Below are 12,801 nucleotides of genomic sequence, written 5' to 3'. Positions count from 1 at the left end.
TCGGATCAGATGCTTACGGATACCGGCAAAGATACCTTGGCTTATCCGGGCTGTGGTCTACACTTGAATTCCCCGGTCGTTACAGTCGGCAATCAGTCAAGGGGTGGATTATTTGTCGGACTGGGGTAAGGTAGGTAGTCCGGTTGCCCGGAAGTTCCAGGGGGGAGCGCGGCCGGACCTGATCGAAATTCACAACACAGACAAGCGATCATGAATCCATCACACAACGCGTCCATTATCGATCTCGACCCCGAGGGACAAGCCCCGGCAACGGAGGTCGACACCCAGCAGAACAGGGACGAATTTCTCGACGGCCGCCAGGAAGGCCTCTACGAAGCCTGTCTTATCGTAGACAAGGTCGCCGCCCAGCACGGACACGAGGATGTCGTGGCTGAGGCGCTGGATGCCATGCGCATCCTGATCCGGGAGTCGATCCATACCACCGATGCCGAGGCCATCCGCGCCCGGGTCAACGCCCTGGCCAACGCCGCCGCGACCCGCAGCTGAATCCCGTCCGGCTCAGCCAGCCGCGGCCGGTGACTGTCGGCGGCCGGCCACGATGAGCCCGATCGCGATCAGCGCGAGCAGTGCCTGCAGCAGCAGCCCCTCCAGGTTCGGGTAGATCCCCAGCAGTTCGATGCGTGGGAAGCTGACCGGATCGACCGGCAGCTTGCCGGCCTCCTGCAATGCCGCCACGCCCTTGCCGGCGAATACGATGGCCAGCATGAACATGAACAGGCTGGTCACGGCGAAGAACTGTCGCAGCGGCAACCGCACGCTGTAGCGCAGGATCAACCACCCCATCATCGCCAGCAGGCCCGCCGCCGCGACGAAGCCACCCAGCATGTAGCCCTGCCCCGTCGCGTCGGCCTGCACCCACATGGCCTGATAGAACAGAATGGTCTCGAACACCTCACGGTAGACCGCCACGAAGGCCAGGCCGGTGAGCGCCCACAGGGTGCCGGTGCTGAGCGCCTTCTCCACCGAGCCCTGGATGAAACGCTGCCACTGGCGGGCATGGGTCTTGTTGTGCATCCAGAAGCCGACATAGAACAACACCGTCATGGCCACCAGCGCGGCCACGCCCTCGGTGATCTCGCGACTCGCGCCACTGAAATCGAGCAATGATCGCGACAACCACCAGGTCAGCCCGCCCAGCAACAGCGCGCCGACCCAGCCCAGATGAAGATAACGCAGGCCCTCGCGGCGCTCTGTCCTGATCAGGAAAGCGGCCAGGGCCGCCACCACCAGCAAGGCCTCCAGCCCCTCGCGCAGCAGGATGACCAGCGCGCCGCTGAAGGCGGCGGTATTCGACAGGGTGTCGGTTTCCAGCCGTTTTGCTGCCAGGTCCAGCTGCTCCAGGATCCGCTGCGCCTCGGCCTCCACCCGGGCCGGCGGCAGCTGGCTGCGCACCAACCCGCGGTAGGCCGTCATGGCGGCCTCGATCTCACGGCGCAATTCCGGGGCTACCGCATCCAGGCCGTGTTCGGCCAGTTCGAAGCCGTCCAGATAGGCCGAAACGGCCGCGGCATGGGCCGCGTCCCGATCACCGCCCCGGTAAGCCTCAACGCTGGCCTGAAGTTGGTCGCGTGCAAACGCCAGCGGTGACCGGTCGGCGAACAGCGCCTCGGGGTGAGTGCGCGCATGCGCCATCAGGATCCGCCCGGCCGCGCCCCAGACCGCCCCGGCCTGCTCCGGTGTCGTGGTGGTCAGGGTATCCAGGGACTGCAGCGGATGCCCGCCAGCCGCCTGCTGCCAGGCGGCCGCCCCCGCGGCCACTGCATCCTTGTCGGCCGCGAGACTGCCGACGAGGAAGGCAAGGCTCCAGCGTTCGAATTCACTGAGTTGGCCGGTGTACCCGGCCATGCCGGTGTCTTCCACACCCAGGCTGATCGTGCTGTACAGGCCATAGAGGGTGCGCTGGGCATAGCGTTCGGGATCCTGGAAATTGGTCGGGGCCGGCTCCATGCCTGAGGCCAGCGCACCGTTACCGCGGCCCTCGACACCGTGGCAGCTGGCGCAGTGTTCGCTGAACAGTGCCCGGGCGCGGCGCAGGTCGGGGGCGCGGCGCGGAACCACTGTCATGTCCAGCGTTGCAACAGCTGTCGGGACAGCGCGGCCGCGGCCCCGGCGACTTCAGCCGGCGCTTCACGCTCGGCAACCAGCTGCTGCAGCTGCCGCGCCTGGTCTGCCAACTCGGCGCTGGCCTTACCTGCCTCCAGCGCTGCGATCTGCCGTCGCACCGCGGCGGCGAAATCCTGCATCTCGCGGTATTCGCCCTGGCTGATGATCTCGCCATCGGCCACGGCCGCGGCATAATCGACGCCGATGTAGTCGACCATCTGCACCAGCCGGCCGGTATCGACCTGCGCCAGCACCGACAGGGGCAGACAGGTCAGGAGCAGGAAAAGAAGACGTCGCATTGCAATTCACCTCTGGCGCAAGAATGCGCAAAGCAGCAGTGAATTACAATCATTCTCATTTGAATTAACTACATATAACTCGGGACTCGGTCAGTCGTGCCGGGTGCGCACCTGCGCCGGGGGCACGCCGCGGGCGACGAGATACTTGCGGCTGGCCTCGGTGACAGTCTCGGGCCCGCCGATGTAGAAATCGAACACCTTCACGTTGTAGTGCTGCCCGGCCAGTTCGGCCAGGGTATCGCCAACCACCTCCCGCGCGCGCGCGCCGTAGACTGCGGGATCGGCCTCCAGCCGCGTGTAGTTGACGTTGTCGATGGCGTCCTGCCAGGCGCGGCAAAGGTTGTGCAGGTAGGGTCTGCTGCCGTCCGTGGTCACCCAGTAGATGTAGATCTGTTCGGCCACGTCCAGCGCCAGGGCCTGTTCGATCAGGCTCTTGATGGAGGCGAATTCGCGATCCCAGGCGATGAACACCAGCGAATGCACCGACTCGAGGTTGAGAACGAAGTCGCCACGCGGGCCTTCCAGATCCAGCGTCTCGACGTCGTCGAGCCCGGCGGCCACCCGTGCGGCCAGCGGATTGTCGTCGGCGGTGTTGATGTGGAACTCGATCTGGGTCTCGTCACAGGGACAGCTGGCGATGGGGTAGCTGGCCGCGGCATCGCCGATGCGGATCCGCGCCGACTGGCCGGAGAGGAACTGCAGCCGGTGCGGCTCAACCGGATTGACCACCAGGCCGACCATGCCCTGACCCAGGTCGTCGACCCGGCGCAGGGTGGCAGGCAGGACCTGGGACTCGATCTCCTCCGGCCGGATGACCTCGTCGACCTGCAGCAGCACGTCGGTCATGGCGGTGTGCGCGCACAGGGTGACATAGCCCGCCGCCAGTTCGTCTTCCGACAGGCATTCGGGGTAGGCCCGCACGCGCTTGGCCTCGCCGCTGATGACCTTCGCCCGGCAGCGGCCGCAGCTGCCGTCGGTGCAGCCGTATCTGAACTGCATGCCCGAACGCAGCCCGGCGTGCAGCAGGGTCTCGCTGCCGTTGAGGAAGAAGTCGTGTCCGCTGGGCTTGAGTTGGACGTGGGCGGCCAGCAGGCGCATGAAGGTATCGGTGGCCAGCACCTCATCGTGCAGGCCCTGCGCGGATTGCACTTCGTCGATCTCACTCTCCAGCCACTGACGGAAGGCCTTCACGGCCGGATCGCCCACGGCCTGCTCCAATGAATCCAGCTTGTCGCTGATACGGCTGACCAGCTTGTTGAAGCGGTTCACCCGCGCCCGCGCCGTGCCCAGTTCGTGGCTGAGCAGGGTGACGCGGGTGGCCAGCACCTCGGCGTCGGGCAGATCCTTGGTGTCGAGCACCTTGCCGAAGGCGTTCTCGATGATGCGGTCGGCACGCTCCACCATCCCGCTGCCGTCGAGGTCGGTCTTGGGATAGACCTTGAGCAGTTCGCTCAGGTCCAGTTCGCCCTCGAAGGTGTGCAGTTCGCCCTCGCGGATCTGTTTCTGCAGGGTCGCGCGCTTCACCCCCACCAGGCGGGCGGCGCGCGACAGGCTGATCAGTTGTGCCATGCAATGTCCTCGTCGACGCCTGCACTCAGGCCCGCCAGGCGTGGCGGCCTTCGCGCAGGCGTTTGTAGTTGCGGATCATGATAACGGTTTTCAGGATGGCGGGCGGATCGATGCGATCCAGCGCCAGGCCCACGGTCAGCGGCCGCCGTTCGCCCGCGGCCGGGCCGATCTCGATGAACTGCTCGCGCCGGCCACTGCCGAGCGCCCGCAACCGCGCCTGCCAGATGACCGCTGTGTGCTCGAAGCGGCCGATGAATTCGAACCGGGCCTCGGTCTCGCCGGGCGGCGCGCTCAGCCGGTACTCGGCCTGCTCACGCCGCAGGGACTCGGCCAGCCGCATCAGTTCACTGTCCGGCATGAAACTCAGGAGGCCTTGATCAGCTTGGCCGAGACCAGGGTGACCTGCATGGCCTCCGCATCCAGTACCTGCGGATACATGGGATAGTTGTCCAGCAGGCTTTCGGGCCGCTGGCGCGCGGCCGTCTCCAGCCAGCGGCGCGTGTCCTCGCGCAGCCGCTGGTGCGCCAGCAGGAAGGGCGCGTTCCATTCATGGTATTCACGCACCAGTTCCCGCTCCAGGCCCTGCGGCCACTCGGGATCGACCAGCAGTTCCGGGAAGGCCTCGGCCGGCAGGTGGCGGCCGGTGAGTTCACCTTCGACCCGCATGCCGCCGTGACCGATGCCGCTGCCATCCTCCAGGCGCTCGAACCACTGCAGCACCGGCAGCGGCCGTCCGGCCAGGTTGACCTGGCGTTCCAGCACATCCTGGGCCCGCGGCGGACGCACGTGCGGGTCACAATGGCTGCGTGCGGCCTCCAGTGCGGGGGAGCGGAACTCGTTTCTCGACATCAGAAACGGCTGCCAGGTCGGATTGGTGATGCGGTCCGACTCCGTTTCCTCGCGCGTGACCCGGCTCTTGACGATGGCCAGCGGCAGACGCGTCTCCCGGTGCAGCAGCCACAACTCGAACCGGTCGGCCAGCGGGAAAGGGATGGGCGGACGTTCGTTGAGTGCGCGCATCAGCTGGTCGGCATTGGTCTCGCGGCTGGCCAGGTCGCCGGCATCGCAGTCGGTGGCATGCCAGCGCAGCCGTCCCGAGGCATTCTGCACCCGTACCTGCCAGTGGCGGCCGTCGGTGGAATAGGCGCGCGCATTGCCCACGTCCACCACCTGAATCACGCCCTGGTAGGGGCAGAAGCGGCGTATCGAGTAGTATTGGGCCATGTGGTGCGCAGTCTCCCTCAGGCCGGTGTCTGAAGTTTACAGTAGACCTGCCCGCCGCCGGCGTGCAACCCTGCAATAAACACAGATACAACCGTCAGCTGCGGCCCTGTCCGCGCCGGGGCGCGGCCATTCACAACCAGACCAACGACAACAATGCCCGATTACACCGCCATAAAAATCCTGCATGTCGCCACCGTGATCATCAGCGGCGGCGGCTTTGCCCTGCGCCTGGCACTGATGCTGTGGCGCGAGGCCTGGCTCGGGCTGCGCCCGGTGAAGGTGCTGCCGCACATCAACGATACCCTGCTGCTGGCCTCGGGCATCACCCTGGCGGTGCTGTCGCGCCAGTATCCGCTGGCCCAGGACTGGCTGACAGCCAAGCTGGTCGCGCTGGTGGTCTATATCCTGCTGGGAATGCTGGCGCTGAAACCGCGCTTTGCCAAACCGGTACGACTCGGCTTCGGTGTGCTGGCGCTGCTGGTGTTCGCCTACATCGTGAGTGTGGCGCTGGCGCGCCGGGCCTGGCCGTTGTGATCGATGGCCACGGAAAACCCGGACAAAGCCCTGTAGCAGGCAGGTTGGGTTAGCCCGTAGGGCGTAACCCAACATTCAGGCTGCGCTCGTTGGGTTACGGCGCTGTCGCGCCTAACCCAACCTACAGCGCTTTGTCCGGGCTTTCCGTGGCTATACGACTATGAATCAGCACTCGATTCCCCACTTCTTGATGCGATAGAGCAGGGTGTCGCGGGTCAGCCCCAGCAGCCGCGCGGCCCGGCTGCGGTTGCCGCCGGTCTGGGTCAGCGCCTGCTGGATCAGGTCCGATTCCAGTGAACCCAGATCCACACCGCCGGCCGGCAGGGCGAAGCCGCCGACCTTCGCTGCCGGTTGCGGGGCGCGCAACTCCGCCGGCAGGTTCGATGGCTGCACCTCGCGGCCGCTGAACAGGATCAGGGCGCGCTCGCAGAAATTGCGCAACTCGCGCACATTGCCCGGCCAGTCATAGCGCTGCAGCCGGGTCAGGGTGGCGGCCGGGTAGCGCGGCGGCGCCAGGTCGTGCTGCCGGGACAGCTGCCCGGTGAGATGCTCCACCAGCGCCGGGATATCCTCGCGCCGCTCGCGCAGGGCCGGCATCTGCACCGGTACCACGTTGAGCCGATAGAACAGGTCCTGGCGGAAGCGCCCGGCGGCCGCGTCCGCGGCCAGGTCGCGGTTGGTCGCGGCCAGTACCCGCAGTTCGACCTGATCCGGCCGGGCCTGACCCAGAGGCTGACACTCGCGCGTCTCCAGGAAGCGCAGCAGCTTGGCCTGGGCCGGGCCGGGCAGTTCGCCGACCTCGTCCAGGAACAGGGTGCCGCCACGCGCCTGCTGGATGTAACCGGCCTGGTCGACCACGGCGCCGGTGAAGGCCCCGCGCCGGTGACCGTAGAGCAGGGACTCGACCAGCCCGTCCGGCAGCGAGGCACAGTTGACCGGGACGAAGGGACCGGCGGCACGCCGGCTCTCCCGGTGAATGGCCTGGGCCAGCAGATCCTTGCCCGTTCCGCTCTCGCCCGCGATAAGGATGGGGACGTCCGTGGCGGCCGCCAGGGCAGCGGCACGCAGTTGGGTCTTCAGCGCCGGCGCCTGGCCGATCATGAGATTCTCGAAACAACTCATCGTCTCTCCCCCACTGGTGGCATGCACTCATTGTAGCCGCACCGGCACGTCAAATGGCTTGATTTGGGTCAGATCGCCACGTCGATCACTTTAATCTGAGTATTGACTTGATTTAAAGTTAACACTAATTTTAGTGCAACTATAGAGAACTCTACCAGACCGCAGATGCCGGAAACGGTCATATGGCCTTGTTCCGGCCTGCATCCTGCTCAGGGAACTGACGTCATGGCGACCAACGACATCCCACTGCGAGAACGCAAGGCGGCCCGCACCCGCCTGAACCTGGCCCGGGCCCTGGCCGTCCAACTGGCGCGCCACAGCCTGGACGAGGTGGCGGTGCGCGACCTGTGCGCCGAGATAGAGATCTCCGAGGCGACCTTTTTCAATTACTTTCCCCGCAAGACCGACCTGCTGGCCTACCTGGGCCGGCTCTGGACCCTGGAACTGCAATGGCATGCCAGCCAGGCCGCGGCGGAAAAGCCCGGGCTGGCCGCGATCGAGGCGGTGTTCCAGGCCGCGGCCAGGCGAGTTCAGGCCGAGCCCCAGGCCTGGGGCGAGTGGATCGCCTGGCAGGCGCAGCAACGGGAGAAACGCGAGGAGGAGCCGCTCACTCAGGCGGAAAAACGCCTCGGCTTTCCCGACTGCGCAGGCATCGAGACGCTGGCCGAGCAGCGCCTGGACGGCCTGCTGGCACAGCAACTCACGCGCGCGATCGAGCGCGGCGAACTGCCGGCCAACACGCCCGTGCCGGTGGTGATGGCAGCCTTGATCGCCCAGTTCTACGGCGTGATCCTGATCTTTAAGCAGGCCCAGCCCGGCGCCATCGGCGGCCAGTTCCGCCAGCAGCTGCAGCTGCTGTGGGCCGGCATCCGGGAACTGACCCGGAGCGGGACGAACGCCTGAGCCGGACGCCTATTCGACCACCTTCCAGCTGCCGTCGGGCTGGCGGCAGGCCGTGCCGTAGACCTGCTCGGTACGGCCGCCGATCTGCGCATCGATGGTGTACTCCCGGCAGGGACCGCTGCTGGTCTCGTAGGTGCGGGTGGGTGTGACCGCATACTGATAGCCGGTATCCGGGTTCTGCCAGGTGGAGGTCACGCCGGTACGCACCGTCTCCAGGGTGCCGGCGGTCTTCATGCGGTCGACCTCGTCCATGGACTGGCCAATCGCGCCGCCGATGGCCGCGCCCGCCAGGGTACCGGCAATGATGGCCGCGGTACGGCCGCGCCCGCCGCCGACCTCCGAGCCCAGCACACCGCCGAGGATACCGCCGATCACCATCCCCGCCTGTTCCTGCGGCCCCTGGTAGGTGGCGCAGCCGCCCACCCCGAGCGTGGCGGCCAGTACCAACGCTGTGAAATAGCCCTTGCTCATCGCCTTCATCTCCGCAATTCATCCGTTTCGATTGCTCAAGCATAGCCGAGCCGCGAGGTGTTGAAACGCCCGGCAGCGATTCATTGCAGACAGGTTGATGCGGATCAAACCCGGACCCCGGGCGTCGGACCCGGCTGAACTATCCCGCCTGGCCGCTGTCATTGTTCTGATCGCCTGCGCGGTCCATTGTTGTCGCGCCGAAGCGCCGGGTCTGCCAGGGACTGATTCGACGCTGCCGCACGTCATAACCCTACCCTGACCTGCGTACCCGGGAGTCTCATGAAACCGCATCATCCGCTTTCGGCCCTGATCCTGCTCGGCGGTCTGTGCCTGTCACTGGCGGCCGCACTGCGCGCCGAGGAGCCTGCCGGTCCGGTCGTGATCGTGGCCGAGGCCCGCGAGGAAGGCTTCAGCGAAGCCATCGAGGCGCTCGGCACCCTGCGCGCCAATGAATCGGTGGTGCTCACGGCAACGGTGACCGAGACCATCCGCGCCCTCCACTTCGACGACGGCGACCGGGTCGAGGCCGGCCAGCTGCTGGTCGAACTCGAGCGCGGCGAGGAGCAGGCCCAGCTGGCCGAGGCCCGTGCCACCCTGGAGGAGGCTCACCGCCAGTACCGGCGGGTGGAATCGCTCGAAGCGCAGGACAAGGCCTCCCGCTCCCTGCTCGACGAACGCCGGCGGGAATGGGAAACCGCCCGCGCGCGGGTCACCGCCATCGAATCGCGCCTCGCTGATCGGATGATCCGGGCGCCGTTCGCCGGCGTGCTGGGGCTGCGCGACATCAGCGTCGGCGACCTGGTCACCCCCGGCGATCCGCTTGTCACCCTGGATGACGACGCGGTGATGAAGCTGGAGTTCACCGTCCCCGCGACCTTCCTGGCCGCGGTGAGGCCGGGGCTGGCGATCGAGGCCACCAGCCCGGCCTGGCCCGGCGAGACCTTCACCGGCGAGATCAAGGCGGTGGACAGCCGGATCGATCCGACCACCCGCGCCGTGCGGGTCCGCGCCCTGCTGCCCAACCCCGGACACCGGCTCAAGCCCGGGCTGCTGATGCAGGTCGAGATACGCCGGCCCGATCGCCGGGCCCTGTTCATTCCGGAAGAGGCGCTGATGCCGCAGGGCGAGCGCCAGTTCGTGCAACGCGTGGACCGCAATGATAACAACAAAGTAGTGCGCCAGGAGGTCGGCATCGGCGCCCGCCGGCCGGGGCGGGTGGAGATCAACTCCGGCCTGGCGCCGGGTGATGCCGTCATCACCCACGGCACCCAGAAGGCACGTCCGGGCCAGCCGGTGCGCATCGGCGCCGTGGACGACGGCAGCCGACCGCTGGCGCAGCTGCTGCAGTCGCTGGACTCGGACGGCAGCGACGGATGATCCTGTCCGATCTCTCCATCACCCGGCCGGTCCTGGCCTCGGTGCTGTCGCTGCTGCTCATCGCCTTCGGGCTGATGTCCTTCGACCGCCTGCCCTTGCGCGAATATCCCGACATCGATCCGCCGGTGGTCTCGGTCGAGACCCTCTACCCGGGTGCGGCGGCCAACGTGGTGGAAAACCGCATCACCGAACTGATAGAGGACCGCATCTCGGGCGTGGAGGGCATCCGCTTCATCCAGTCGACCAGCGAGGATGGCCGCTCGGTGATCAACATCGAGTTCAGCACCGACCGCGACATCGACGCCGCCGCCAACGACGTGCGCGACCGGGTCTCGGGCGTGCTCGACGACCTGCCCGAGGAGGCCGACCCGCCGGAGATCCAGAAGGTCGACAGCAACGAAGACGTCATCATGTGGCTGAACCTCGCCGGCGAGGGCATGAGCGTGCCGGAGCTGACCGACTACGCCGAGCGCTACCTGCTGGACCGCTTCTCGGCCCTGGACGGCGTGGCGCGGGTGCGGGTCGGCGGCGGCCAGAGCTATGCCATGCGCATCTGGCTCGATCGTCAAGCGCTTGCCGCGCGCGACCTGACTGTCGCCGACGTCGAGGCCGCGCTGCGCGCCGAGAACCTGGAACTGCCGGCCGGCAGCCTGGATTCCGCCCTGCGCCAGTTCACCGTACGCACCGAGCGCAGCTTCCGCACCGCCGAGGAGTTCCAGCGCCTGGTGCTGTCCCGCGGCAGCGACGGCCACCTGGTGCGGCTGGGCGATGTGGCCCGGGTCGAGCGCGGCACGGTCGAGGACCGGCTGTTCTTCCGCGGCAACGGCGTGCCCATGGTGGGCGTGGGTATCATCAAGCAGTCCACCGCCAACACCCTGGCCGTGGCCGAGGCGGCCAAGGCCGAGATGGCGCGCATCAACGCCGGCCTGCCCGAGGGGCTGGCACTCAAGCAGAGCTATGACAGTTCGGTGTTCGTCTCCGGCGCCATCAACGAGGTCTACAAGACCCTGTTCATCGCCATCGGCATGGTGATCGGGGTGATCTACCTGTTCCTGGGCAGTGCGCGGGCCATGCTGGTGCCGGCGGTCACGGTACCGGTGTCGCTGGTGGCCACCTTCATGGTGCTGCTGGCGCTGGACTTCTCCATCAACATCTTCACCCTGCTGGCACTGGTGCTGGCCATCGGCCTGGTGGTCGACGACGCCATCGTGGTGATCGAGAACATCCACCGGCGCATCGAGCAGTACGGCGAGTCGCGCCTGGTGGCGGCCTTTCGCGGCACCCGCCAGGTCGGCTTCGCGGTCATCGCCACCACCATCGTGCTGATCTCGGTGTTCGTCCCCATCGCCTTCCTGCGCGGCGACATCGGCCGGCTGTTCTCCGAGTTCGCCCTGACCATGGCCGCGGCGGTGGCCTTCTCCAGCTTCGTCGCACTCACCCTCTCGGCCATGCTGGCCTCCAAGCTGCTGCCTGAATCCGGCAGTCGGGCACGCCTGGCGCATGCCGTGGACCGCGCCTTCGACCGGGTGCGGCGCGGCTATCACGCCCTGCTGCAGGGCGCGCTCAATCACGCCTGGGTGGTGGGGCTGGTCTTCGCCGGCATCCTCGGCAGTTCATTGTGGCTGCTGGAGCGGATCCCGGACGAGTACGCCCCCAGGGAGGACCGGGGCGTGTTCTACCTCATGGTCTCCGGACCGGAGGGCGCCTCCTATGATTACATCTCGACCTACATGACCGAGATCGAACGGCGCATGATGCCGCTGGTCGAGGCCGGCGAGATCAGCCGCCTGCTGGTGCGCGCCCCGCGCGCCTTCGGCAACTTCGAGATCTTCAACACCGGCATCGCCATCAATGTGCTCAGCGACTGGTCGCAGCGCCGCTCGGCCTGGGACATCATGGACGACGCCCGCCAGCGGCTGTCGGACCTGCCCGGGGTGCGGGTGTTCCCGGTCATGCGCCAGGGCTTCGGGGCGCGGGTGCAGAAGCCGGTGCAGTTCGTCATCGGCGGCGGCACCTATGCGGAACTGGCCGAATGGCGCGACATCCTGGTGGAGAGAATCGAGGCCGACAATCCCGGCTTGGTGGGTCTCGACTGGGACTACAAGGAGACCAAGCCGCAGCTGCGAGTGGTGATCGACTACGACCGCGCCGCCGAACTGGGCGTGACCGTAGGCAGCATCGGCCGCACCCTGGAGTCCATGCTGGGCTCGCGCCGGGTGACGACCTATATCGACGCCGGCCAGGAATACGATGTCATCATCGAGGGCGAGCGCGAGAGCCAACGCACCCCGAACGACATGGATAACATCTATGTGCGCTCCGAACGCAGCGGCCGTCTGATTCCGCTCGCCAACCTGGTGCAGCTGGAGGAGTTCGCCGACTCGCTCAGTCTCAACCGCTACAACCGGGTGCGCTCCATCACCCTGGAGGCGAACCTGGCCGAGGGCGCGGCGCTGGGCCAGGTGCTTGACCGGCTCGAGGCCATGGCGCGCGAGCACCTGCCGGGCAGCGTCATCATCGACTACAAGGGCCAGTCGCGCGACTACAAGTTCGCCGGCGACTCCATCCTGTTCGCCTTCATCCTCGGCATCGCGGTGGTGTTCCTGGTGCTGGCCGCCCAGTTCGAGAGCTGGGTCCATCCGCTGGTGATCATCTTCACCGTGCCGTTGGCCATGGTCGGCGCCCTGCTGGGGCTCTACTTCTCCGGCCAGACGCTCAACCTCTACAGCCAGATCGGCCTGATCATGCTGGTGGGTCTGGCGGCCAAGAACGGCATCCTGATCGTGGAATTCGCCAACCAGCTGCGCGACGCCGGCCAACCCTTCCGCGAGGCGCTGGTGGAGGCCGCCGACACCCGCCTGCGCCCGATCATCATGACCGGCATCACCACCGCCGCCGGCTCACTGCCGCTGCTGCTGTCCAGCGGTGCCGGCAGCGAGACCCGCACCGTGATCGGCACCGTCATCATGGCCGGCATCCTGTCGGCGACCCTGTTCACCCTGTTCGTGGTGCCGGTGGCCTACGACCGCCTGGCCCGGCGCACCGGCTCCCCGCAGCGGGTGCAGCGGCGGCTGGAGGCGGAACTGGCGAAGGAAGAGAAATGAGTGGGAATTGGCGCGCCCGAAGGGGTGAGGCGGGACCGTTCGTCCGGGGGGACGAACGCAGCCCGGCGAACGCC

12 protein-coding genes are annotated in these 12,801 nt (G+C 67.1%); 5 read left to right on the top strand and 7 right to left on the bottom strand.

What is annotated here, in order from left to right:
- Positions 1–210: 210 nt before the first annotated feature.
- Positions 211–507 carry a hypothetical protein gene (locus COW1_RS12985; RefSeq protein ID WP_096363733.1) on the top strand — a complete coding sequence of 99 codons (297 nt, stop codon included), beginning with the start codon at positions 211–213 and terminating at the stop codon, positions 505–507.
- 12 nt (positions 508–519) lie between these two features.
- Here COW1_RS12985 and COW1_RS12980 read toward each other — a convergent pair whose 3' ends face one another.
- The 5 genes from COW1_RS12980 to COW1_RS12960 all read right to left on the bottom strand — a co-directional run bounded on the left by COW1_RS12980 (position 520) and on the right by COW1_RS12960 (position 5,216).
- Positions 520–2,085, bottom strand: a complete 1,566-nt coding sequence (locus tag COW1_RS12980; protein WP_096363735.1) for an FTR1 family protein — start codon at positions 2,083–2,085, stop codon at positions 520–522.
- Complete coding sequence (locus tag COW1_RS12975) at positions 2,082–2,423, bottom strand: hypothetical protein (RefSeq protein WP_096363737.1); 342 nt, start codon at positions 2,421–2,423, stop codon at positions 2,082–2,084. Before COW1_RS12975 ends, COW1_RS12980 begins: the two co-directional genes overlap by 4 nt.
- Positions 2,424–2,513: 90 nt before the next feature.
- Complete coding sequence (locus COW1_RS12970; RefSeq protein ID WP_201344433.1) at positions 2,514–3,992, bottom strand: 2Fe-2S iron-sulfur cluster-binding protein; 1,479 nt, start codon at positions 3,990–3,992, stop codon at positions 2,514–2,516.
- A 25-nt stretch (positions 3,993–4,017) separates the two neighbouring features.
- A complete protein-coding gene (locus COW1_RS12965; protein ID WP_201344432.1) occupies positions 4,018–4,350 on the bottom strand; it encodes a hypothetical protein in 333 nt (110 codons plus the stop codon).
- A gap of 5 nt (positions 4,351–4,355) precedes the next feature.
- Positions 4,356–5,216: a hypothetical protein gene (locus COW1_RS12960; protein WP_096363743.1), complete on the bottom strand. Its 861-nt coding sequence runs from the start codon at positions 5,214–5,216 to the stop codon at positions 4,356–4,358.
- Between the two features lie 153 nt (positions 5,217–5,369).
- On the opposite strand from COW1_RS12960, the gene COW1_RS12955 reads away from it, so the two are divergent.
- Positions 5,370–5,750 (top strand): SirB2 family protein, encoded by a 381-nt coding sequence (locus COW1_RS12955; protein ID WP_201344431.1) that lies wholly within the window; start codon positions 5,370–5,372, stop codon positions 5,748–5,750.
- Positions 5,751–5,915: 165 nt separating this feature from the next.
- On the opposite strand, the gene COW1_RS12950 is transcribed toward COW1_RS12955, so the two are convergent.
- On the bottom strand, positions 5,916–6,872 hold the full coding sequence (locus COW1_RS12950) for a sigma-54-dependent Fis family transcriptional regulator (protein WP_201344430.1): 957 nt from the start codon (positions 6,870–6,872) through the stop codon (positions 5,916–5,918).
- 225 nt (positions 6,873–7,097) lie between these two features.
- Here COW1_RS12950 and COW1_RS12945 point away from each other — a divergent pair, with 225 nt between their 5' ends.
- Positions 7,098–7,775, top strand: coding sequence for a TetR/AcrR family transcriptional regulator (locus COW1_RS12945; RefSeq protein WP_201344429.1), 678 nt, complete (start codon positions 7,098–7,100; stop codon positions 7,773–7,775).
- Positions 7,776–7,784: 9 nt separating this feature from the next.
- Here the strand turns inward: COW1_RS12945 and COW1_RS12940 are convergent, their stop codons facing one another.
- On the bottom strand, positions 7,785–8,246 hold the full coding sequence (locus tag COW1_RS12940) for an RT0821/Lpp0805 family surface protein (protein WP_096367429.1): 462 nt from the start codon (positions 8,244–8,246) through the stop codon (positions 7,785–7,787).
- A 279-nt stretch (positions 8,247–8,525) separates the two neighbouring features.
- On the opposite strand from COW1_RS12940, the gene COW1_RS12935 reads away from it, so the two are divergent.
- Together COW1_RS12935 and COW1_RS12930 are read left to right on the top strand one after the other, a co-directional pair.
- Positions 8,526–9,623 carry an efflux RND transporter periplasmic adaptor subunit gene (locus tag COW1_RS12935; RefSeq protein ID WP_201344428.1) on the top strand — a complete coding sequence of 366 codons (1,098 nt, stop codon included), beginning with the start codon at positions 8,526–8,528 and terminating at the stop codon, positions 9,621–9,623.
- Positions 9,620–12,727 carry an efflux RND transporter permease subunit gene (locus COW1_RS12930; RefSeq protein WP_201344427.1) on the top strand — a complete coding sequence of 1,036 codons (3,108 nt, stop codon included), beginning with the start codon at positions 9,620–9,622 and terminating at the stop codon, positions 12,725–12,727. The genes COW1_RS12935 and COW1_RS12930 overlap by 4 nt, the downstream gene beginning before the upstream one ends.
- Positions 12,728–12,801: the final 74 nt, after the last annotated feature.

It is taken from the genome of Thiohalobacter sp. COW1 (genome assembly GCF_016629505.1).
Lineage (GTDB): Bacteria > Pseudomonadota > Gammaproteobacteria > Thiohalobacterales > Thiohalobacteraceae > Thiohalobacter > Thiohalobacter thiocyanaticus_A.
The sequence above is the reverse complement of the archived record's forward strand: the minus strand, read 5'-3'. Positions and strand labels throughout refer to the sequence as shown.

Excerpts from the sequence above, each read along its gene's own strand:
- COW1_RS12985 (WP_096363733.1), top strand. The coding sequence starts at position 211 with ATGAATCCATCACACAACGCGTCCATTATCGATCTCGACCCCGAGGGA.
- COW1_RS12980 (WP_096363735.1), bottom strand. The coding sequence starts at position 2,085 with ATGACAGTGGTTCCGCGCCGCGCCCCCGACCTGCGCCGCGCCCGGGCA.
- COW1_RS12975 (WP_096363737.1), bottom strand. The coding sequence starts at position 2,423 with ATGCGACGTCTTCTTTTCCTGCTCCTGACCTGTCTGCCCCTGTCGGTG.
- COW1_RS12970 (WP_201344433.1), bottom strand. The coding sequence starts at position 3,992 with ATGGCACAACTGATCAGCCTGTCGCGCGCCGCCCGCCTGGTGGGGGTG.
- COW1_RS12965 (WP_201344432.1), bottom strand. The coding sequence starts at position 4,350 with ATGCCGGACAGTGAACTGATGCGGCTGGCCGAGTCCCTGCGGCGTGAG.
- COW1_RS12960 (WP_096363743.1), bottom strand. The coding sequence starts at position 5,216 with ATGGCCCAATACTACTCGATACGCCGCTTCTGCCCCTACCAGGGCGTG.
- COW1_RS12955 (WP_201344431.1), top strand. The coding sequence starts at position 5,370 with ATGCCCGATTACACCGCCATAAAAATCCTGCATGTCGCCACCGTGATC.
- COW1_RS12950 (WP_201344430.1), bottom strand. The coding sequence starts at position 6,872 with ATGAGTTGTTTCGAGAATCTCATGATCGGCCAGGCGCCGGCGCTGAAG.
- COW1_RS12945 (WP_201344429.1), top strand. The coding sequence starts at position 7,098 with ATGGCGACCAACGACATCCCACTGCGAGAACGCAAGGCGGCCCGCACC.
- COW1_RS12940 (WP_096367429.1), bottom strand. The coding sequence starts at position 8,246 with ATGAGCAAGGGCTATTTCACAGCGTTGGTACTGGCCGCCACGCTCGGG.
- COW1_RS12935 (WP_201344428.1), top strand. The coding sequence starts at position 8,526 with ATGAAACCGCATCATCCGCTTTCGGCCCTGATCCTGCTCGGCGGTCTG.
- COW1_RS12930 (WP_201344427.1), top strand. The coding sequence starts at position 9,620 with ATGATCCTGTCCGATCTCTCCATCACCCGGCCGGTCCTGGCCTCGGTG.